Below are 21,811 nucleotides of genomic sequence, written 5' to 3'. Positions count from 1 at the left end.
TCGACACAGCCCGCGATGGTGTCCATCACGCGACGCGTCTCGACCTAGTCCACCGGACCTGCCGGTGGCTGCGCAAGTGCCACGCCGTCAATCGTGGACCGACCAGGGCATCCATTGATGATGGAGGTGGGTGGCAGGTACCCGGCTGCGAGTCGTTTCATCCCGGCGACGCGGACCTTCATCCTCGCCCGGCCCCGTCTCACCCCGCCATGAGGGACAGCCTGACCGTACGGTCGGGGTTGTCCACGTTGAGGTCCACCAGGGCGATGGACTGCCAGGTACCCAGGGCGAGCCGACCGGCCAGCACCGGGACGGTCAGGGACGGCGGGATGAACGCGGGCAGCACATGGGACCGACCGTGACCCCGCGAACCATGGGCGTGACGCCAGCGATCGTCGGCGGGCAGCAGCTCGGCCAGGGCCGCGAGCAGGTCGGCGTCGCTACCGGAGCCCAGCTCCAGGATGGCGAGGCCGGCCGTGGCGTGCGGCACGAACACGGACAACAGGCCGTCACCGGAATCGGCGACGAACCGCGCCGCACTCGCCGTGAGATCCACCACACACTCACGATGGCCGGTGTGCACGGTCACCGTGGTGGTCTTCATCCGGGTGTCCATCACGGTGATTGTGCCGCAGAAAGTGCCGTGAGCGCGGCATCGACGCGGACGACATGTCAACAACGCCACGCCCATCGCCCGATTCACTACTCAAAAGTAACCGAGACGTACGTGACGACGTCCCGACGACGGAGCACGATGGAACCAAGGCGCATGCCCGAGCGGTGGCCGGCCGCCCCCACATCCGGGGCGCCGCCGGCCTGGACGAGGTCAGACCACGAGGCATGACACATGGGCCGCCGCCCACGCGGGGAGGATCTTCCCGCGTGGTCCGACGGCCCCGGAAGCTTGAGGAGCAGGAGAAGGCGTGGCGCAGGACACGAACCGGAGTTTCTCGATCATCACCGATGGTCTGCCGAGCCAGCTGCCCGACATCGACCCCGCGGAGACCGGCGAGTGGCTGGAGTCCCTCGACGCGGTCATCGAGGAGTCCGGCCGCGGCCGGGCCCGGTTCCTCATGCTGAAGCTGCTCGAGCGAGCCCGGGAGAAGGCGGTCGGCGTTCCCGGCCTGACCAGTACGGATTACATCAACACCATTCCCCCGGAGCGGGAGCCCTGGTTCCCCGGGGACGAACACATCGAACGCCGTATCCGCGCCTACATCCGGTGGAACGCGGCCATCATGGTCAGCCGGGCGAACCGCCCGGAGTTCAACGTCGGTGGTCACATCGCCACCTACGCCTCGAGTGCCAGTCTCTACGAAGTGGGATTCAACCACTTCTTCCGGGGCAAGGACCATCTGTCGCACTCCCCCGGCAGCGACTCCGGCGACCAGATCTTCATTCAGGGTCACGCCTCGCCGGGTATCTACGCGCGGGCCTTTCTGGAGGGCCGGCTCACCGAGCGCCAGCTGGACGCGTTCCGACGCGAGAGCGAGTCGGGCGGCCTGTCGTCCTACCCGCATCCGCGCCTCATGCCGGACTTCTGGGAGTTCCCCACGGTCTCGATGGGGCTCGGCCCGATCGACGCCATCTACCAGGCACGCTTCAACCGTTACCTGCTCAACCGCCAGATCAAGGACACCTCCGGTAGCCGGGTGTGGGCGTTCCTGGGCGACGGCGAGATGGACGAACCGGAGTCGATCGGCGCCCTTGGCGTCGCGGCCCGCGAGGAGCTCGACAACCTCATCTTCGTGGTGAACTGCAACCTGCAGCGCCTCGACGGTCCGGTCCGCGGCAACGGCAAGATCATGCAGGAGCTGGAGTCGCTGTTCCGCGGCGCCGGCTGGAACGTGATCAAGGTTGTCTGGGGTCGTGACTGGGACCCGCTGCTGGCCAAGGACACCGACGGTGTCCTGGTCAACCGGATGAACACCACCCCGGACGGGCAGTTCCAGACGTACTCCACCTCGTCCGGCGACTACATCCGTGAGCACTTCTTCGGCTCGGACGCGCGGCTGCGCCGGATGGTCGGGGACCTTTCCGACGACGAGCTGCGCAAGCTCTCCCGCGGTGGCCACGACTACCGCAAGCTGTACGCGGCGTACAAGGCGGCCACCGAGCACACCGGCCAGCCCACCGTCATCCTGGCGCACACCATCAAGGGCTGGACGCTGGGCAAGGACTTCGAGGCCCGCAACGCCACCCACCAGATGAAGAAGCTGACCAAGACGGAGCTCAAGGAGTTCCGCGACCGGCTCTACCTGGAGATCCCGGACTCGGCGCTGACCGGCGACCTGCCGCCCTATTACCACCCGGGGCAGGATTCCGAGGAGATCCAGTACATGCGGGAGCGTCGGGCCGGCCTCGGCGGTTCGATGCCCAAGCGGGTCGTGCGGGCCAAGCCGCTCCCCCAGCCGCCCGCGAAGATCTTCGACGAGCTGCGCCGGGGTTCGGGCAAGCAGCCGGTGGCCACGACGATGGCGTTCGTCCGGCTGCTCAAGGACCTCATGAAGACCAAGGACCTCGGGCCGCGCTTCGTCCCCGTCATCCCGGACGAGGCCCGCACCTTCGGTATGGACGCGATGTTCCCGACGGCGAAGATCTACTCGCCGCACGGGCAGCGCTACGAGGCCGTCGACCGCGAACTGCTGCTGTCCTACCAGGAGTCCGAGTCCGGGCAGATGCTGCACGAGGGCATCAGCGAGGCCGGCAGCATGGGCTCGGTCATGGCGGCCGCGACGTCCTACTCGACCCACGCGCAGTTCATGATCCCCGTCTACGTCTTCTACTCGATGTTCGGGTTCCAGCGCACCGGTGACCAGATGTGGGCTCTGGGTGACCAGCTCGGCCGGGGCTTCCTGCTCGGCGCCACCGCCGGGCGCACCACGCTCAACGGCGAGGGGCTCCAGCACCAGGACGGCCACTCGCTGCTGCTGGCCAGCACCAACCCGGCCTGCATCTCCTACGACCCGGCGTTCGCGTTCGAGGTGTCGCACATCGTGCGCGACGCCCTCGACCGGATGTACGGCGAGCGCGACGAGAACGTCTTCTACTACCTGACCGTCTACAACGAGCCGGTGCCGCAGCCGGCCGAGCCCGAGGGTCTCGACCCGGCCCAGATCCTCGCCGGCCTGTACCTGTTCCGTCGGGCCACCACGCTGACCGGCGGCGGACCCGACGGCGGCACCGACGGCGGCACCGCGCCGCGGGCGCAGCTGCTGGCCAGCGGCACGTCCATCCACTGGGCGCTGGCCGCGCAGGAGCTGCTCGCCAGCGACTACGGTGTCGCCGCCGACGTCTGGTCGGCGACGTCCTGGAACGAGCTGCGGCGCGAGGCGCTCGAGCGTGAGCAGGACAACCTGCTCAACCCCGAGGCCGACGGCCCCGCTCCGTACATCACCCGTGTCCTGGACGGCGCCCCCGGCCCGGTCGTCGCCGTCTCCGACTGGATGCGTGCCGTCCCCGACCAGATCTCCCGCTGGGTACCGCAGCCCTTCACCTCACTGGGCACGGACGGCTACGGCCGTTCCGACACCCGGGCCGCTCTGCGCCGCCACTTCAAGGTCGACGCCGAGTCCATCGTCGTCGCCACCCTCGAATCCCTGGTGCGGGGCGGCGAGATCAAGGCCAGCACGGTCGAGGACGCGATCCGCCGCTTCGGCCTGCGCGACACCCCCGACGCCTGACCGACCCCGGTCGCACGCATCGTCTCGGGCCCGCATCGGCAGCCGTCATGGCTTCCGGTGCGGGCCCGACCCGCGTCGGCGTCCGTCCCCACCGCTCGTCCGGCGGATCCTTACGACTTCGAAAGTGGCGACGCGAGACCCACGGGGGCCGCGGGCACCATCCGGCTACCCGATGTGCCGGGCGTGGCGGCCACGAACGCGGGAACGGCATCGGCCGGGACGTCTCGGAACCCACGCGCGTGTGTGCGGCCCACGGACGTCCACCGGCGCCGGCCGCCCGTGGGCGCCCCGGCCGCACACCGGAACCCCGCTGGGCCTCCCGGGTGGACCACGGAGCCCGCCGGGGCGACGCGGCCACCCGGACGTCGACCGCCGGGCGCCGGCGGGGAGCCGTGGGGGAGCCCGTTCGGACCGGCACGGTCGGGGGGAGGCGCCCACGCGGGCGGCGCGGCGGGCCGGGTGAGGGTGAACCGGGGAAAAATTTCTCCGCCAGCGGTCCGGTACGCCGCGCACCGGATGGGCGAGACGGCTCGGCATCCAGCCGGGCACAGCGGGTGGCGCAGGTGAGGCGGGGTGCGGACGGGCCAACGCACGCCGGCACCATCGTCGCAGTCAGTGACGAACACCGCAGGGCGCTGCGCGGGCGAGGCGGCGCGGGCCAGCTGCGCAGGGCGGCCCGTCCAACGCGGAGCTACCCCCGGACCAGCACTGTCATGCCCCACCGAATGGCACGACGAGTTCCACATCGGGTCGCCAATCATTAGTCTCACGAGCGTGGCATCCGGAGATCGGCGACGTGGAGTAGGCAGCCACGGACCGACTGTGTGTGGCACTTCCCTCATCAGCCACCACACGCCGCTACGGTGTCCGAGAACAACGGTGCGTGGTCTTCGCGACATCGCGGGCCACGTGGGGATCCGGTCCGGCCGGCTGATCAACGCCGGCCCCCGGTTCACCGGCACAGCGCGCAAGGATGTGGACGACGGCTGCCCGGTGCACGCCGTGACGGTCGAGGAGGACCACGCCGTGACGGTCGAGGAGGACAAGTTGAACGGGGTCCCGACAGCCGCCTGGTGGGCGGCATGATCTTGCGGGCGCGTCGGATCGAACGGCTGGAGGAGCATCCCAACCTGCGGGGCATCCTCGGCATCCTCGCCCAGCTTGTGCACACCAGCGATACCGAACTGGGCGCGCTGGCCGGTGCCTGGCGCAACTCCGGTTATCTGGCCGCGGCGCGGGACAAGGCGCTGTCACCGGATTCGCCGCTGATCGTCGAGGTGCTCGCCGCCTTCGACGCACTCAGCGCGATCTACGCCGACGACCTGGCCGGCGCCCAGTACGTGACGGTCGAGCCGTCGGTGGCGGCCACCGCGCTGCGGGCGATGCGCGACGCGGTCGCCGCCTCCTACTCGCGGCCGATCCTGGGCCGGGCCGAGTACGCGGCGCTGATGCGGCCATGGCGGACGGTCTACCCGCGCGCTCGTTCACACGAGCCTGACCTCGGCCCCGCCGCGGCGGACGTCAAACGGGTCCTGGCGGCCCTGCCGGTACTCGCCGGTCGCTGCCACAACCCGGACAGCCTCGAGGTCTACGACGGCCTGCTGGTCAGCGCGCTCACCCGGGACGACACCGCTCACCAGCAGGCCATGGATGCGGCGTTCGCCAGCGCCGTGGTCACCGGCCGGCGCCGGGTCTGGACGTTGGTACGCCGCAGCGCCGCCGAGGGATTCTGGCGGCTGTGCCCGGACTGCCGTGGGCGACGGGCCGGCCTCGACTCCGGTGAGGATCACCGGGTGATGGAGCTGTGCGCGGATCTCGCCTGCGCCCTGCTCGTCGAGGACCTCCTCGACACCGACCAGTTCACCCAGCTCACCCGGCCACTGCACACCCTCGTCCCGCTGCAGCACCGCGGTAGCTGACCCGGCGGGATCACCGGACCGGCGGGCCGGCGGGGCGTGACGGAACGGTCGTCAGGCCTCGCCGGCCCGGCGGGGACGATAGACGATCAGACGGGCCGAGCTGGGGGCGATCACGATGCGGTCGACGCCCTCGGTCACCTCGCCGTCGCAGGCGAAGGGCAGCGGGCTGGCCGCACTGGACGCGATCAGCACCCGTTCGACGGTGCGCTGCTCGTAGACCCGGCTGCGGCCGAGCCGACCGGTGAGCACCGCGCCGATCAGGCGGGCCCGGGCCAGCGGCGCCGCGGCGTCGACGACCCTCAGGTCGAGTCTGCTCTCGTCGAGGCGGCTGCGGTAGGTCGGCGCGAAGCCGTCGGGATGGTAGACGCCGTTGCCGACGAAGATCAGCCAGACCCGCCGCCGCTCGCCGTCGATCTCGACCTCGAACGGGGTCTCGTGGCGTAGCACCCAGCTCAACGCGATGATCATCGATGGCCATTTGCCGAGCCGACGTTCATACCGTTCGCGCAGGGCGACCATGTCGGGATAGCCGCCGAGGCTCGCCGTGTTGACGAAGATGCGGGAGATCCGGTCGAACTTCGCCGAGATGCCATCCGCGTACCCAAGATCGACGGCGACCGCCGAGCCCGTCCGGATGGCCTGCACCGTGTCACCCGCGCCGTTGAGGCCGAGGTCGGCGGCGAAGTGGTTGAGCGTGCCGGCCGGGAAGACTGCCAGGGGGGTGCCCTGGGCGACCGCGAGCTGCGCGGCCGAGTTGATGCTGCCGTCGCCACCGGCGATCCCGAGTACTCGACACGACGCCGCCGCCTTCGCCAGCGCGTCGCCCATGTCCTCGGTCGGGCCGACCTCGACGACACGGGCCCGCGGCAGATCCGCGCGCAACACCGCCACCAGGTCGTCGTGATGCCCCTGGCCCGAACGGGAGTTGACGACCACCGTGAGACCTTCACCGTCGGGCAGGGCCGGCGCCCACGCCGACGCCGGACTCGCCCGGGCCGGAGCCCAGGGTCGGCGTGGCATCACCTTGGTCGTCAGCAGCCCCGCACCAACACCCAGCGCCACACCGGCCAGCACGTCCCCGGGGTAGTGCACACCGACATACACCCGGGAGAACGCGACCGCCGCGGCGAGCGCGGCCACCGGCACCGCGGCGGCCGGGGCGTCCAGGGCGACACCGGTGGCGAACGCGGCCGCCGACGCCGCATGTCCGGACGGAAAGGAGAACGTGGACATGTCGCGGGAGAGCCGACGCAGCGGCGGGATGCCGTGGGTCGGCGGACGGTCGCGACGGAACACGAACTTGGCCGGGCCGTTCGCGATCACACTGGCCACACCGAGGCCGAGCAGACCCCGGGCCGCCGCCGGCCGGCGCCGCCCCTTGGTCGTGCCCAGCGCGGCGGCCACACCCCACCAGAGCAGGCCGTGGTCGGCCGCGTGGGACAGCCTGGGCAGCAGCGGGTCGATCAGTGGCCGCCCGCCGGCCAGCGCGGTGAACAGCGACCGGTCCGCCCGCGAGAACGCCGCGGCGAACGTCTGACCGGCCGCGATGTCACGCCGCATCAGGAGTCGGGCCCGCCGCAGCCCCGGCCCCTCGCCACCCCCCGCCAGCCCCGGCAGTCCTGACCAGCCTGGTGGTCCGCAGCGATCCGCCCCGCGCCGGAACACCGTTCCAGCGCGGGCGACCGCTGCCACTGCCCGCGAGTCCTTCGATCTCACCGCCACGACCGCACCGTACCCAGCCGGGCCACCGTCCGATCATCAGGGGCGAACGTCACAGGCCCCGGGTCGGTTCAGACGGGCAGAGCGGTGTGACCGGCCCGGCGCGGTGCCGGCGTGAAAGGAAAGGACGCCGCTCGAGGCGGGGTGCGTCGAGGCTCCACCGTGCGGCCGGTCGGCAGGATCTCCCCGGTGTCCTCGAAACGGATCACGCCGTTGCACAGCAGGCACCAGCCCTGGTCCCAGTGCTCGCTGGCGAGCCGGGCCGCGTCGCGGTCGACGTCGTCGGCGGCGGGGCAGGGTGGCGAGTGCGGGCAGTCGCAGGGCGGTGGACCGGCCCCGTGCGGGGTCGGGCCCCCGGCTCTGGCCGAACCGGCCGAGCCGGCCGAACCGGCGAGCGCGCCCGCGTTGGCCGAGGCGACCACGGCGCCGGCCGAGGCGGGCACGACAGCAACCGAGGGGGCCGCGGCGCCGGTGGAGGTAGAAGAGGGATCCGGGTCGTCGCCAAGCACCCGGGGCGCCTGCGACTCGTCTGAAACACGAACACCTTGCACGAGCACCAGACGTTACGCCTCCTCGTAAGAAGCGTCACACCGAGGCGCATGTGAAGGGCCTGGCGTGTCTGTCCGCTGCCCGGTCCGTGGACGGACCAGTGGGGACCGCCCTCGCCAGCCACCCACACTGACCTGCGATGACGCAAGTAGGCCCACATCCGGGCATCCCTGTACAGGTCACGGCGTGTCCGTCTTCGGATACCGGTATCCGAACCTGGTGGGCAGATCGGTAGGTTACGGGGCTGCGGCCCGGCGAACGCTGGCGTCGGCGGCCACAATGACTCGCGTCGGTCCCGCCGTGTTCCGCGGCCCGCCCGCCCATGGAGGGGGTACGCACGATGGAGGGTGCACAGGCTGACGTGCTGGCGCCCGCACGGCCGATCGAGGTGTCGGTGGTGATGCCGTGCCTCAACGAGCAGGGTTCGGTCGGCGTGTGCGTGCGCAAGGCGGTGGCCGGTCTCGCGGCGGCTGGCGCCTCCGGTGAGGTGGTCGTCGTCGACAACGGGTCGACGGACGACTCCGCCGAGGTCGCGCGTGCGGCCGGCGCCCGGGTGGTGCCGGAGTCCCGACGCGGCTACGGCAACGCCTACCTGGCCGGGTTCGCCGCCGCCCGCGGCCGGCTGATCGTGATGGGCGACTCGGACGACTCCTACGACTTCTCCGATCTGTCCGCGCTGCTCGCCCCGCTGCGCGCCGGTCGCGCCGACTACGTGCTCGGCTCCCGGTTCGCCGGGAGCATCCTGCCCGGGGCGATGCCCTGGCTGCACCGCTATGTCGGCAACCCGGCGCTCACCGGCGTCCTGAACCGCCTGTTCGACGTCCGCTCGTCCGACGCCCATTCGGGGATGCGCGCGTTCAGCCGCGAGGCGTACCTGCGGATGCGGCTGCGCTGCGAGGGGATGGAGCTGGCCAGCGAGCTGGTGATCGCCGCGGGCCGGGCCGAACTGCGGATCGAAGAGGTCCCGATCACCTACCACCCGCGGGTGGGCGACTCGAAGCTGCACTCGCTGCGCGACGGCTGGCGCCACCTGCGGTTCATGCTGCTGCTCGCCCCGCGCCACCTGTTCGTGCTGCCCGGGCTCGTCCTGCTGGTGCTGGGCCTGCTCGGCCAGGCCGTGCTGCTGCCCGGCGCCCTCGATCTCGGCTTCCACCGGCTGGATCTGCACTTCAGCGTCCTGTTCGCCCTGACAGCGCTGCTGGGCTGGCAGGTGGTGCTGCTCGGTGTCTGCGCGGATGTGCACAACCACACCGCTGGCTGGCCCGAACGGCGCCGCTGGCCGCTGCCGCAGATCCACCGGTCCTTCACCCTGGAGCGTGGCCTGGCACTCGGCGGGCTGCTGTTCGGCCTCGGCTTCGTGGTCGATGTCGTGGTCCTCATCCGCTGGCTCGCGAACGATCTTGGCCCGTTGGACGAGATGCGCCCCGCGCTGCTGGCGATGACGCTGATGGTGCTCGGCGCCCAGACCGCCTTCGGTTCGTTCTTCCTTCGCCTGCTCACAGCCGGGCCCAGCGGCGAACACCAGCGCGCCACCGCCCGTCCGACGCCGCCACCGGCGGACCGTCCGCTTGGCGGCGGCTCGTCCGGCGGCCCTTCGGATGGCCCGACGCCGCTGGCCAGCGGGACGCCACCGGCCAGCGGAGCGCTGCCAGCCGGCGGGACGCTGCCAGCCGGCGGGACGCCACCGGCCCGGTCAACCTCGTCCGCCGAGGCGTCAGCACTCGACGGACCTGCCCGGGAGACGGCCCGGTCCGCCCCTGGGACCTTCGGCTTCTGACGCCATTCCACCCACGGAACCCCGGACGGCTCCCCCACCATGGTCACCTCGCCGGACCGCCCGGCTCCCCGCACCGACCCCACCCACCAGACAGCCGACCCCACCCTCCCCCACGAGGCAGCCGAGCCGGCCCACGAGGCGTCCGAGGCGTCCCGCCGTCAACTGGCGGTCGGGCCGGCCCACGGGGCCCACGAGGCAGCCGAGTCAGGCCATGAGGCGGCGTCGGTCGCGCCGGTCCGGCTGGGCGGTGTGGACGCCGCTGGGGGTGAGACGCGGCCATGGCACGGCCGCCGGCTGGTACGGCATCTGCCGTTCGCGGTGCTGTTCGCCGCAGGTGTGGTGCTGCGGACCCTGGTCGCCTACGCGTACCGTCCCGCCTTCGAGTTCAACGGCGACTCGTACGCCTACCTGCGTCTGTCGACGTTGCGCTCCCCCGACCCGATGCGTCCCGCGGGCTATCCCGCCTTCCTGCGGCTGATGTCGCACACCGGCGACCTGTGGTGGGTCACCGTCATCCAGCACGGCGCCGGGCTCGCGATCGGCGTGGCGTTGTACGCGCTGCTCGTCCACCGTCGGGTGGCGGCGCCGATCGCCGCGCTCGCCGCCGCACCCGTCCTGCTCGACGCCTACGAACTCGTCCTCGAGCACTACGTGATGGCCGAGAGTCTCTACCTGGCTCTGCTGGTCGGGGCGCTGGTCGCTCTGCTGTGGTCGCCCCGCCCCGCCCTGTGGACGTGCGGCCTGGCCGGGTTGCTGCTGGCCGGGGCCGGACTGGTACGCACGATCGGGGTCGGGGTCGCCGTCCTGGTGCTCGGCTGGCTGCTGTTGCGCCGGGTGGGCTGGCTGCGGCTGGGGACCTTCGTGGTGGCCCTGGCCGTCCCGCTCGCGGGCTACGCGACCTGGTTCCGTTCCGCCCATGGCACGTACTCGCTGACCGGTGGGGACGCCGTCTGGATGTACGGGCGGGTCGCCCCGATCGCCGAATGCGACAAGCTGCATCTGCCGGTGCAGGCACTCGTGCTGTGCTCGCCGCATCCCGTCGCCGAACGGCCCGACCCGAGCTTCTACGTGTGGAGTGGCTCCAGCCCGCACTGGCGTCTGCCCGGCACACCGGACGAGCAGGAAGCCCTGATGCGCGAGTTCACCCATCAGGTGATCCGCTACCAGTTCGTCGACTACACCCGGATGGTCGCCGGCGAGGTCCTGCACTACTTCCGCCCCGGCCACCCCGTCGGCCACCGCGACTGGCCCATCGAGACCTGGCGTTTCCCCACCGCCGACGAACCCCGCTACCTGCACAACGCCGAGCCGCTGCTGGGCTTCGACGGGCAGCACCCGACCCGGACCATCCGCGAACCGATCGCCGGCCACCTGCGCGGTTACGGTCGGTACGGCTACACCCCCGGCCCGCTGCTCGCCGGCCTGCTCGCCCTGGCCGTGCTCGCGATCGTCATCCCCGGACGGCGGCGCGCCCCCCGCCTGGGGTCGCGCGGCGGCTCCGCCCGCCGTCGTTTCCGCGTCCGGACGGTGGAACAGGCCCGGCTGCGTGCCGACATCGCCCTGCTCGCCGCCGCCGGCCTCGCCTTCCTCGTCGTCCCCGCCGCCACGGTCTGCTTCGACTACCGCTACATGCTGCCGGTGCTCGTCCTGTTCCCCCCGGCCGCCGCGCTGGGTGCCCGCCGACTCACCCTCGTCCACCGATCCCGGCGCGCCCCCGACGAGATCACCAGCACCGACCTGTGGGCCCCCGACCCCCTCGCTCCCCGCCCCACCAGCACCACCAGCACCAATGTCGACACCGATACCGAGATCCAGCCCGACGCCGATCACCGACTCGAAGCCAACCACCGAGCGGACGCCGACCGGCACGTCGAGGCCGACCGGCACGTCGAGGCCGACCGGCACGTGGGCGCCGATGGCCGGAACGGCGCCGAGATCCGTCCGACTGTTCCGAGCGGTCCCGCCGCCACGGCTTCGACGGGATCGGTCGCCGCGTCGGTGGGGGAGTCTGCGGTCGGGGAGTCTGCGGTCGGGGAGTCTGCGGTCGGGGCCGACGATGCCGGGTTCGATACCGCGCCCGTCCGACTCGGCGATCACCTGGATGACGTTGGTCCACGGCGTCGCCGTCGCCGCTGACGGTCGGTCGATCCGAACCAGAACGTCACTGTCCGACTGTCCTATATAGGAAGAAATAGGCTACTTTCCGATGTCGGTGCTCGGATGTCGGGCGCGCTGGCGCGTCCAGATCGCGGCCGAGATCATGCTCTGCCGAGGGTTGTTCGGATTTCCGGGGGTCGATTTTCCCTACAACCCTCGGCATGTGGCCGCACACCCCTCGGCAACCGACCGTGCCTGGCTGCGGTCAGGGGCCGGAGCGATCCCAGAGGCGAATGGTGCCGTCGGCGCTGCTGGTGGCGAGGGTGAGGCCGTCCGGGGCAAAGGCCACCGCGAAGACGAGCGGGTCGGTGTGCCCGGTGCGGCTCCCGCCGATCGGGCGGACCGGGTCCAGCGGATGGGCGGGGTCGAGGCCCGAAGGGTGAGCGGGGCCCGAAGGGTGAGCGGGGTCTGGTGGGCGGGTGAGGTCCCACAGGCGTAGTGCGCCGTCGGCGCTGGTGGCGGCCAGGGCTCGGCCGTCCGGGGCGAAGGCCACCGACAGGACGCGGGCGGCGCTCCCGGTGGGGATGCTGGTCAGGGGCTTGGTCTGCGCGGCTGTCCGGCCGAGCGCCCACCGGCGGATGGCTCCGTCGCCGCTGGCCGCCAGGGTGCGGCCGTCGGGGGCGAAGGCGAGGGACCAGATCTGGCCGGCCTGGCCGTCCGCGCGCGGAGGCCGGGGGCCGGGTGTGGTCGAGGCGGCCGGCGGGGAGGGGCGCAGGGTGACGTGCGGATGGGCGGGGAGGCGGTCGAAGATGTCCCACAGTCGGACCGTCCCGTCGGCGCCACCGGCGGCGAGCAGGTGTCCGTCCGGCGAACAGGCGACGGAGAGTACGCGGTCGGGGTGGCCGGGCAGGGACACGTGCGAGGTGAGGGCGTCGCCGCGGGGTGGGCGTCCCGTCGCCGTGTGCCAGCTGGTGTCCCAGCGGCGTACCCGACCGTCGTGGCAGCCGGCGACGAGGCTGTGGCCGTCCGGGGCGAAGGTCACGGACCAGACCGGCGAGGGCGCCCTGGCGGAGCCGGCGCGCAGGACGGCGACCAGGCTCGGATGGCGTCGGTTGGTGACCTGCCAGAGGCGGACCGTTCCGTCGGTGCTGCCGGCGGCGAGCAGTGTGCCGTCGGGGGCGAAGGCGACGCAGAGGACCCGGTCGGCAGGTCCGGTCAGGGGGGCTGCCACCGTCGGGGCGTGTCGCGCGGCGGTGACGTCCCACAGCCGGACGGTGCGATCGTGGCTGCCGCTGGCGAGGGTGCGGCCGTCCGGTGCGAACGCGATCGATCGCACCCAGCTGGCGTGGCCGGTGAGACGTCCGCTGATCGGTCGGGGGCCGCGTTGCTGGCCTACCGCCACCGTCGGGGGCTTCTGGGCGGTGCGGTCCGCGGGGAGAGTGCGGTCCGCGGTCGGGTTCAGGTCGGCCGCGGGGACGGGGACGGTTGCCATGGCGGGATGGTCCTGCGCGACCGGGAGGGTCGCCGCGGAGGCGTCCACCGGGACCGTCTCGGCGAAGGATGACGGCGGGGTGGTCGGGAAGGACGGCGGGGTGGTCGGATCCACGGACGGGGGGACGGGCTGGGGTAGTCCGTTCGAGGGGGGCAGGGTGACATCGTCGCTGCCGGCGCCCGGGCTACCCGCATCGATCGTGGGGTCCTCGACGTCCGCGGTGGGGCTGGTGGGTGTGCCGGGGCGGCGCTGTGAGGAGCGTCGGGGATACAGCGGGAACTCGGGCTCGACGGTCGGTTTCTCCCGGCCCAGCAGCGCGGCCCGCACCGCGGTGAGCAGACGGTCGCGGGCGGTGATGGCGGTGAGGCCGAACAGGTCGACCGACACCACGGTGTGCAGCTCGTCGGGCAGGTCGCACTCCTCGACACGCATCGGCAGGAGGCGACGTTGCAGGCCCTCGGGGTCCGCGGCCCGGGCGGCGCGCCACTCCTCACCGCCGTAGACGGAGATCAGGTACGCCGCGGACACGACCGCGATGGTGCGGGTGGCGTGGGCTACACCCTGGTCCATCTTGCGTCGCCAGTCCACACCGGGCACGAAGTCCCAGGCCTGGACAAGCACCTGGTAGCCGTTCTCCTCCAACTGCCAGGCGATCCATTCCGACCAGGGCCGATCCATCGCGGTGTAGGAGACGAAGAAGTCCCACCCTGGCGTTGCGTCACGATCCCCCGACATGACGCATCATTTTGTCCTGTGGACGCCCCGGGCCATAGCGATAGCCCCGATGTCAGCGTGGCGGCGGCCGCCATGGCCTCACCACCGCGGCGTGGATGGTGATGTCAGCGGGGCGGCCAGGACAGGGCGAGGCGGGGGGCCTCGATCGCCGGGCAGGTGTCCATCACGATGGGGACACCGGCGTCCTCGGCGCGTCGCGCGGCGGCCTCGTCACGCACACCGAGCTGCAACCAGACGGCCTTCGCGCCGACCTTGATCGCCTCATCGACGACCGGACCGGCGAGTTCCGAGCGGACGAAGACGTCGACGACATCCACAGGGAACGGAATGTCACCGAGTGTGGCGTAGCCACGCTCCCCCGCGATCGTCGGCGCCGTGGGATGCACCGGGATGACCCGTTTGCCGCCGCGGCGCAGGTACTCGCCGATCGCGTAGGCCGTTCGGGCGGTGTTGGTGGACAGGCCGACGACCGCCCACACCTCGGTGTCGGTCAGCAGATGCCGGATCGTCTCGTCGTCTCCGTGGCGCATGACCACTGACAACACCGGGCCCCCTCCAGGTCATCCGGGATTCGACGCGGTCGACCCCCGCTGGCCCGGACGGGCCAGGCGTATCGTCCGGCTGGGATAGCCGCCGGAACCGACACCGGCTGTGCGAAACCGGAGCTGGTCTCCGGGCGAGAACCGGAAGAGGTGCGATGGGCGGCGGCACCAACCCGGTCGCGGCGGTGGTGTTCGATCTCGATGGCGTGCTGATCGACTCCGAGCAGGTGTGGGACGAGGTGCGTCAGGCGTATGTCGCCGAGCGAGGCGGGCGCTGGGAGCCGGACAGCACCGCCCGCATGATGGGCATGAGCACCGCCGAATGGTCGACGTACCTCACCAGCCTCGGCATCGCCGGGACGCCGCGGCGGATCGCCGCCGAGGTGATCGACCTGGTGGCCGCCCGGTACGGCGCGGCACCGCCGCTGTTGCCCGGTGCGGTCGAGGCGGTCCAGGCGATCGCGGCGCACCACCTGTTGGGGCTGGCCAGCTCGTCTCCGCGGGCGCTGATCGAGCTGGTGCTCGACCGGTCCGGGCTCCGCGCGTCGTTCGCCGTGGCGGTGTCCTCGGAGGAGGTGTCGCGCGGCAAGCCCGCGCCGGAGGTGTACCTCGAGGCCGCCCGTCGCCTCGGTGTGCCGGCGGCGGCGTGTGTCGCGGTCGAGGACTCCAGCAACGGGCTGCGTGCCGCGTCGGCCGCGGGCATGGCGGTGGTGGCCGTCCCGAACGCCCATTTCCCACCCGCCGCGGACGCCCTGGCCCTGGCCGCGGCGACCGTCCCCGTCACCGCCGACCTCACCGTCGACGTCATCCGCGCCGCGGCGGCCCGTCCCCGGTGATCCGGCCCTGCGCCACGTCCCGTCGCCCGATGCGGCAAGGAGGCGAGGGGGCGAGGAGGCGAGGGGGCGAACGGGCGGCTTGTCGGCGGTCGGACGCATAGGATCATCTGGTGATGAACGTGGGCGGTCGGCGGTGAGCGACAAGCACGAGGTGACCCTGTCCGCCTCGGCCGAACGGGATCTGGCCAAGCTGGCCGAGCTCACCCGCGCCGAGGTCCGCAGCTTCCTCGACGGCAAGCTGCGCGACGACCCGCGCAAGGCCGGCACACCCATCCCCGGCGAGCAGGTCGGCATGTTCGAGGCGACCACCCGCACCTGGCGGGTGCTCTACCGGGTGGACGCGAACACCCAGACCGTGCGGGTCATGGTGATCGGCCCCCGCGGCGCCCGCACCCGGGTCGTCCCGACGGTCGGCCGCACCGGCACCGCCGCCGGCTGGCGCCGCATCTGAGCGCCGGCCCGTCACAGGTCGGTTGACCTACGCGGCGGCGGCCCGCCCACCCTGACAGTGGGATGCGGACCGTGGTGGTTCTCGTCCATGACAACGTCACGATGATCGACGTTGCCGGGCCGGCGGACGCGTTCCATCACGCCAACGCCTTCAGCACCACCACCACCGTCGTGGTCTCCGCACCAGCGTCGCCCGCGCATCCCGGCATCCGTATCGGCAGACAGGGTGCTTGTGGCAGACTCGCTCGATCCGCGCCGGCCCGTCACCGGCATCGAGGTCAAGTCTTGACTCTCCGCCCAGCGCCATGCCCCGCCGAACCGGTCACGCTGTCCACAGAACGCGCCAGGCACCCGTTCAATCCGAACATCCTGACGGCGCTGCGCCAGCAACTCGCGGGGAGTCCATGCCTTCGTTGCCAAGGTTGCGGCCGAGTTCGTAGACGAGTGGTGACTCTCAGAAAGCCTGTGGTCCATCTCGACGTGACGGACCCGTTACCGTCATGATATTCGAGATGTTCTCTCATGTCGCTGGACGGCGTCCGGTCGGCCAGCGGAAGGTCCGAAGGGACAGGTATGAGTAGGCCGAGCCTGCGGGTCGAACAAGATGAGCTACGGGCGCGCATGCACGCGGTCGACATGTCCCACGACAAGATCGCAGTCGAGTTCGCCCGCCGCTACACGTATCGCCCCCGCACCGCGCACCGGGCCGCGCACGGTTGGACTCAGCAGCAGGCCGCGAACCACATCAACGCTCACACCGCCGGTACTGGCCTCGACCTGCAAGGCAGCGCCTCCATGACCGCCCCACGGCTCAGCGAACTCGAGAACTGGCCGCTGCCCAACAACCGCCGCCCTACCCCCCAGCTACTCGCCCTGCTCGCCGAGGTATACGACACCAGCATCCACAACCTGATCGACCTCGACGACCGCGAGCACCTCCCCCCGACCGATCTGCTCCTCATCATCGCCATGCGCCAAGGCCATGCGACGCACGCGGACGGCCTCTCAGCTTCGCGGGTGGTCCTCGCATCCATGAGGGAGACCGGACACAGCTGAATCACCCGTGCCGCTGGTCGACAACGGGGGTTCGCTGACAGTCTCATGCCGGCGGCACGCTTATGGCCCTTCGGGGCTGTCGGTCGCCTGCCTGGCCGGTTGGCGTAGGAGGGCGAAGAGCGTTTCGGTCTCGTTGGGCGGGGTGTCGCGGCAGGCCGCCCAGGCGTCGAAGACCTCCTGAGCTCCGCGGATCATGGTGCTGGGCAGGCCGGCGGCGTGCAGGGCCTGCGCGGCTTCTGCCATCTCTGGTGACCATCGCCAGGCGCGGGCGGCGACGGTGGGGAGAAAGTCGGGTTCGGCGAGGATGGGGCGCTGGTAGCGGTTCCCTTCGGCGGTCAGGACGTCGGCAACGCCGTAGTGATCGGCGAGGGCGTGGGCCAGCCCCGCGAGGGCGCGGCTGGCCTTTTGGAACACCGCCTGCGCGGTCTTCAGCGCCGATGCGGCTCCGATCTGGTTGGAGATCGGTGCGACGTCCAGATTGGAGCCGGCGAACAGGTCCGCCACCGCGGCGGTGCTGTCGGGCGTGCCCGCAAGGTAGAGGCGGGTGGTTCCCGGCCCGGTGGGTGGTGGTCCGATGATCGAGCCGTCGACGACCCGCACCGTGGTGTCCGTGAACAGGGCTGCGACCGCGGACATCCGCTCGGGGGTGAGGGCGTTCGCGTCGAGGTAGAGACCATGGCGGAAGCCTGCGGCCAGCACGGACTTCGCGATCTGGTCAGCGAACTGCGGGGGACACAGCGAGATGACGGCGTCGGCGTCCTGGACGAGGGTGGTCAGGTCCGGCGTGGGCTGTAGCCCGGCAGAGTCGGCGCGGGCCGTGGTCGTGGCGCTGCGGCCTTCCGGCAGCCACAGCACCCGTGCCCTCGCGGTGGCCTGCCGGCCGACCGCGGCTCCCATCGCTCCGGGGTGCAGCAGCGCCACTGTCGGTGGTGTCCGGCTCATGCGGTGTCGGTGTGAGGGTTATGGGAGGGATCTGCGGTCCCTGTGGCGGTCGTGCAGACGGCGAGGATCTGCTCGCGTAGGTGCTGGGCGGGCCGGAGAGCTCGGTACTGGGGGCGATCGGTGATGGTGGCGAGCTGGTGAAGGCGGCGCAGCACACTGTCAGTGGGTCGCCGTGTCGTGCTGCCCAGAACGATCTGGATTGTTTCCGCGGCGCCGTCGAGCTCGGAACGCTCCAGGTGGACGGCGGCCAGATCGAGGCGGGCCAACGACAGTTCCCCGAGTCGTTGTTCACCGGCAGGGGCGGTCTCGTAGAGGTCGATCGCGGTTCTGGCGGCCTGTTCGGCGCGGGCAGCCCAGTTGTCCGGGGACAGGGTTTCGGTCCGGCCGTGCAGACCCAGGTAGGCGGACGCCGTGTAGAAGTACTGCTTGGATTCGGGAAAGGCCAACATCCCGCCGGGTGTGTCCTCGCCGGTGGTCGCGTCGCGGGCCGCCTCAGCGCGCCGTAGTGCGTCCCGTACTGCTGCCTCGTCGCCCAACTGGCCCGCGGCGCGTGCCTCCAACGCCGCCACCCGAATCCGCGCGGTGCCATGCTCGGGAACGAACTCCCATCCCTCGCGGGCGAGTGTGACAGCCTCGCGCAGCTCACCCTGCCAGTAGGCGATCAGGCTCTGCATCCCGCGGACCCAGCAACGCAGGCCGTTGTGGCCGGCCAGCTCCCCGCACAGGAATGCCGTCCGAGCCTGGGTCGTCGCCGCAGGAAGACAGCCGAGGTCGAAGGACGCGTTGGCGAGCATCCCGCACAACACGCCTGCGATCGCATACAGATCCCGGGCCGTGTCCGGACGTGGCCCGTCTTCCAGGAGTTCGAACGCGTGGTTGCGCAACTCGACGATTTCGGCGAACGAAGGAGCGACCGATTGATGCGGGTAGCGCAGAGCCAGCCATGCCACATCGTCGTGGAACTGCTCGATGGCCAGCGGATCCACGTTGCCACGACCAGCAGCCCGACTGAAGTCGGCGGACTCTCGAGCTGCCATGATGACCAGCCTCTCCAGGCGCCGTCCTGCGAGCGGCTCCTCCCGATGTGACCCGTCACTCCTGACGGCTGCCAGGTGCGTTTCCGCATCCTCGGCGATGACACGGGTGCGGCCCCGCCGCCGATGGTTCATGGAGGCGGGAACGGTCAGTTCTGACAATGCTGTCAGGTCGTTCGATGGGAGGCTGTTCGCGACGAGCGCGCTCTCCGCACCGACCGGCATGAGAGATCGTGACGGCAAGGGCGGGCGCACGCGGTTGATGAGGAGTATGTCCTCGCCCTCGAGGTGTTCCCGGTCGTCGAGGTCGAGCAGGCTGTGGATATCCGTGCCGTAGACCGTGGCGAGCACGGCGAGCAGCTGCGGGGTGAGGCGCCGACGGGCCGGGACCGGCCAGTTCTCCAGCTCGGACAACCACGGGGCACTCATCGAGGCAGCGTCGTCCCGTTCCAACCCGACGCCCGCGAGGTTGCCGTTGATGCGGTCGGCTGCCTGCTGCTGGGTCCAGCCATGCGCCATCCGGTGGGCGACGCGCGGCCGTAGTCGGTACCGACGGGCGAACTCGACGGCGATCTCGTCGTGCGCCATGCCCACCGCACGCATCCGAGCGCGCAGCGCCTCCTGCTCGACCCGCTGGCTGGTCCTGGCCATTGCGCGGTGCCCCTCCCAGCCTGGACGCCGATCGACCGCGGGGCACTCCGCCACCAGCCGAACCACCACAAGCGTAGCTGCCCGCTCACGGTCAGAGCAGAGGGGCTGGGCAGATCGAAGAGACCGCAGCGCCCGCACCGTCGCATACGACTCGGAGTACAGCCGGGCCGCGGGGTTCGCGGGATGAACCGAGCGCAGCCGCTGTTCCGCCCAGGCTGCCCCGCGGGTGGCGAGCGAGATCGCCTGCACCGGCCCAGCCGAACGAATCGACATGATCGCGCCGAACAAGAACGCTCTTACGCAGCTCTTTGCGCAGGTCAACCGCCTCTCGGGGGCCGAAGAAAAGGTTCGCGACGGGGGGAATGACTCGCCTCCCGACTTCGGCCATCGTAGTGACGCGCCACACACAGCATTAATACGATCTTGCTTGTTGCTCGGGTCGTGGCGCCAAAGAAAAAGATGATCATGTGTTGGCCGGCCTCGTCAGCGCGACAGCCGGGATGAACACGGAGGAGGCCTCCATATCGATCCACCCACGCTAGAAAGATCGCCAACATCAGACGGAGCCGCCGCGCTGCGGCGGTCCGCACGCATCGAGAGAGGACACCGCCATGAGCGTCGATGCCCCCATGCGCGCCGAGGATCTTCGCGATGCCCTCGTTGACAAAATCGTCAAAGGGCATGTGCGGCAGGGGCTCGTGATGCGCGCCGACGTGGAGCGGGCGCTGAGGACGGTTCCGCGCGAAGTGTTCATTCCAGGCGCCTCGCTGGAGGAGGCATACAAGGACACCGCGATCGTCACCAAACGCCGCGAGGACGGGGTGAGTATCAGTTCGGTGTCCGCGCCGTATCTGATCGCGGAGATGCTGGGCCAGGCCCGTGGCCGGCACGTCCTCGAGGTGGGCAGCGGCGGGTACAACGCCGCGTTGCTGCGGGAGATCGCCGGGCCGGACGGGTCGGTGACGACCGTCGACATCGACCCGGAGGTCACCGACCGGGCCCGCTCCTGTCTGGACGCGGCGGGCTACACCGACGTCAAGGTCGTGTGCGCCGACGCCGAGTTCGAGATCGAACCCGGCCGCACCTATGACCTGATCATCGTCACGGTCGGCGCGTGGGACGTTCCGCCGGCCTGGATCAGCCAGCTCGCCGACGGCGGCATCCTCGTGGTTCCGCTTCGGACGTTGGGCATGACCCGGTCCTGGGCGCTGCGGCGCACCGGAAATCACCTGGTCAGCCGCAGCAGCCTGCTGTGCGGATTCGTTCCGATGCAGGGCGCCGGGGCCAGCAACAGCTGGAACGTCGCCCTCGGCGACGGCGTGACCCTGTGGCTCACCGAACCGCGGCAGGACATCGATGGCGGCGCTGTCGCCGGCGTGTTCTCCCAGGAACGTCGCCAGGCGCGCTCGGGGGTGACCGTGCCAGGCGGGCGCCTTTCCGCCGACCTCGACCTGTGGCTGGCCACCCATCTGCCCGACTTCGGCTCGATGATCGTTGCGCAGGAGGCGATCGACAGCGGTCTCGTCGTTCCGTCATGGCGCTGGGGCACCCCGGCGTTCGTCGACGGTGCGACTCTGGCCTACCGAGGAAAGCTGCGTCAGGTCGACGAGGCCGGGACCGAATTCGAGTACGTCGCCTACGCCCACGGACCCAACGCGGACAGAGCCGCAGGGCACCTGGCCGACCAGATCCGCGCATGGGACGCGGTCGGCCGTTCTGCTCCGACGCTGTGCGTCTTTCCGATTGATACTCCCGACGCCGACCTTCCGGATGGACTGGTGCTGGACAAGAGACACAGCCGCGTCGTTTTCACCTGGCCGCCCTCGAAGTGACAGCCCTCCCGGAAACGAACCCCGTCTCTCCACAGCAGGGAGATGGTTTTCCAGATCCAGAAAGGATTCTTGTCGATGGACACCTCGGAGTTCCGCCTCAGTCTCCGGCTCGTCGACGCCGGGCCCGCCCCGGCGACCAGTTCGGAGGACTGCACCTCCGACACGTGCGGATCGGGAGAAACCGGCAGCGACGCCTGCACCACCAACGGCTGACACAGTGCGGGCCCGACCTTCTCCGTCGGGGGAGGTCGGACCCGCCTTCCACGGCACACGGGCGGAGGTGCGGGTGCGCACATACGAGGCTGTGGACGCGGGGCTGATCAGGACCACCACGATCCCCGCGGATCTGGTACTACCACCGTGGCCGGATCTGACCGGCGACGATGTCTGTGGTTGGCGGCGGTGGCTGCGCCAGGTCTGGGCGTTGAGCGGGTTCGCCGACGCGGTACGCACCGCGGTCTCGTATACACATATACGAGCCCACGAGACTAGCCCGC

Annotated in this window: 17 protein-coding genes and 1 pseudogene; 11 read left to right on the top strand and 7 right to left on the bottom strand. The window is 71.0% G+C overall.

All coding sequences use genetic code 11. The annotated features are described in order from the left end of the window. Nucleotides 1-199 precede the first annotated feature (199 nt). Nucleotides 200-604 (bottom strand): secondary thiamine-phosphate synthase enzyme YjbQ, encoded by a 405-nt coding sequence (locus MXD61_RS17875; protein ID WP_248814619.1) that lies wholly within the window; start codon nt 602-604, stop codon nt 200-202. A gap of 319 nt (nt 605-923) precedes the next feature. On the opposite strand from MXD61_RS17875, the gene aceE reads away from it, so the two are divergent. The 3 genes from aceE (at nt 924) to MXD61_RS17860 (ending at nt 5,602) form a co-directional block, all read left to right on the top strand. Next, nucleotides 924-3,683 (top strand): pyruvate dehydrogenase (acetyl-transferring), homodimeric type, encoded by a 2,760-nt coding sequence (aceE, locus tag MXD61_RS17870; protein ID WP_308222781.1) that lies wholly within the window; start codon nt 924-926, stop codon nt 3,681-3,683. Nucleotides 3,684-4,562: 879 nt separating this feature from the next. After that, on the top strand, nt 4,563-4,769 hold the full coding sequence (locus MXD61_RS17865; protein WP_248814618.1) for a hypothetical protein: 207 nt from the start codon (nt 4,563-4,565) through the stop codon (nt 4,767-4,769). After that, entirely contained in the window at nt 4,766-5,602 is an 837-nt protein-coding gene (locus MXD61_RS17860) for a hypothetical protein (RefSeq protein ID WP_163549856.1), read from the top strand. The genes MXD61_RS17865 and MXD61_RS17860 overlap by 4 nt, the downstream gene beginning before the upstream one ends. A 51-nt stretch (nt 5,603-5,653) precedes the next feature. Here the strand turns inward: MXD61_RS17860 and MXD61_RS17855 are convergent, their stop codons facing one another. Further along, nucleotides 5,654-7,162, bottom strand: a complete 1,509-nt coding sequence (locus MXD61_RS17855) for a bifunctional phosphatase PAP2/diacylglycerol kinase family protein (protein WP_248814697.1) — start codon at nt 7,160-7,162, stop codon at nt 5,654-5,656. 230 nt (nt 7,163-7,392) lie between these two features. Beyond that, nucleotides 7,393-7,764 carry a DUF5999 family protein gene (locus MXD61_RS17850; RefSeq protein WP_248814617.1) on the bottom strand — a complete coding sequence of 124 codons (372 nt, stop codon included), beginning with the start codon at nt 7,762-7,764 and terminating at the stop codon, nt 7,393-7,395. Nucleotides 7,765-8,210: 446 nt separating this feature from the next. On the opposite strand from MXD61_RS17850, the gene MXD61_RS17845 reads away from it, so the two are divergent. Then, entirely contained in the window at nt 8,211-9,647 is a 1,437-nt protein-coding gene (locus MXD61_RS17845; RefSeq protein ID WP_248814616.1) for a glycosyltransferase family 2 protein, read from the top strand. Between the two features lie 39 nt (nt 9,648-9,686). After that, the gene (locus MXD61_RS17840; RefSeq protein ID WP_248814615.1) at nt 9,687-11,783 is read left to right on the top strand and encodes a hypothetical protein; all 2,097 of its coding nucleotides are present in this window, start codon (nt 9,687-9,689) and stop codon (nt 11,781-11,783) included. 226 nt (nt 11,784-12,009) lie between these two features. Here the strand turns inward: MXD61_RS17840 and MXD61_RS17835 are convergent, their stop codons facing one another. Together MXD61_RS17835 and MXD61_RS17830 are read right to left on the bottom strand one after the other, a co-directional pair. Beyond that, on the bottom strand, nt 12,010-13,971 hold the full coding sequence (locus MXD61_RS17835; RefSeq protein ID WP_248814614.1) for a TIR domain-containing protein: 1,962 nt from the start codon (nt 13,969-13,971) through the stop codon (nt 12,010-12,012). 104 nt (nt 13,972-14,075) lie between these two features. Next, nucleotides 14,076-14,501, bottom strand: a complete 426-nt coding sequence (locus tag MXD61_RS17830; protein ID WP_248814696.1) for a CoA-binding protein — start codon at nt 14,499-14,501, stop codon at nt 14,076-14,078. Between the two features lie 167 nt (nt 14,502-14,668). Here MXD61_RS17830 and MXD61_RS17825 point away from each other — a divergent pair, with 167 nt between their 5' ends. The 3 genes and pseudogenes from MXD61_RS17825 to MXD61_RS17815 form a co-directional block, all read left to right on the top strand. Beyond that, on the top strand, nt 14,669-15,349 hold the full coding sequence (locus tag MXD61_RS17825; RefSeq protein WP_248814613.1) for an HAD family phosphatase: 681 nt from the start codon (nt 14,669-14,671) through the stop codon (nt 15,347-15,349). Nucleotides 15,350-15,482: 133 nt separating this feature from the next. Further along, nucleotides 15,483-15,800 (top strand): type II toxin-antitoxin system RelE/ParE family toxin, encoded by a 318-nt coding sequence (locus tag MXD61_RS17820; protein WP_163550603.1) that lies wholly within the window; start codon nt 15,483-15,485, stop codon nt 15,798-15,800. Nucleotides 15,801-16,372: 572 nt separating this feature from the next. Next, a pseudogene (locus MXD61_RS17815) lies at nt 16,373-16,777 on the top strand (hypothetical protein); the annotation flags it as partial. 138 nt (nt 16,778-16,915) lie between these two features. Here MXD61_RS17815 and MXD61_RS17810 read toward each other — a convergent pair. Together MXD61_RS17810 and MXD61_RS17805 are read right to left on the bottom strand one after the other, a co-directional pair. Further along, a complete protein-coding gene (locus tag MXD61_RS17810) occupies nt 16,916-17,797 on the bottom strand; it encodes a DUF1932 domain-containing protein (protein WP_248814612.1) in 882 nt (293 codons plus the stop codon). Then, on the bottom strand, nt 17,794-19,482 hold the full coding sequence (locus MXD61_RS17805) for a helix-turn-helix domain-containing protein (protein WP_248814611.1): 1,689 nt from the start codon (nt 19,480-19,482) through the stop codon (nt 17,794-17,796). Before MXD61_RS17805 ends, MXD61_RS17810 begins: the two co-directional genes overlap by 4 nt. Before the next feature lie 611 nt (nt 19,483-20,093). On the opposite strand from MXD61_RS17805, the gene fxlM reads away from it, so the two are divergent. From fxlM to MXD61_RS17790, 3 genes are all read left to right on the top strand, one after another. Then, complete coding sequence (fxlM, locus tag MXD61_RS17800; RefSeq protein ID WP_248814610.1) at nt 20,094-21,314, top strand: methyltransferase, FxLD system; 1,221 nt, start codon at nt 20,094-20,096, stop codon at nt 21,312-21,314. A 75-nt stretch (nt 21,315-21,389) separates the two neighbouring features. Beyond that, nucleotides 21,390-21,527 (top strand): FxLD family lantipeptide, encoded by a 138-nt coding sequence (locus tag MXD61_RS17795; protein WP_248814609.1) that lies wholly within the window; start codon nt 21,390-21,392, stop codon nt 21,525-21,527. Nucleotides 21,528-21,600: 73 nt separating this feature from the next. Further along, the coding region (locus MXD61_RS17790; protein WP_248814608.1) for a hypothetical protein at nt 21,601-21,811 on the top strand (211 nt) is incomplete at its 3' end.

This window comes from Frankia sp. AgPm24 (assembly GCF_023243055.1).
In the GTDB taxonomy this organism is placed as follows: domain Bacteria; phylum Actinomycetota; class Actinomycetes; order Frankiales; family Frankiaceae; genus Frankia; species Frankia umida.
This window is presented reverse-complemented; position numbering and strand designations above follow the sequence as displayed.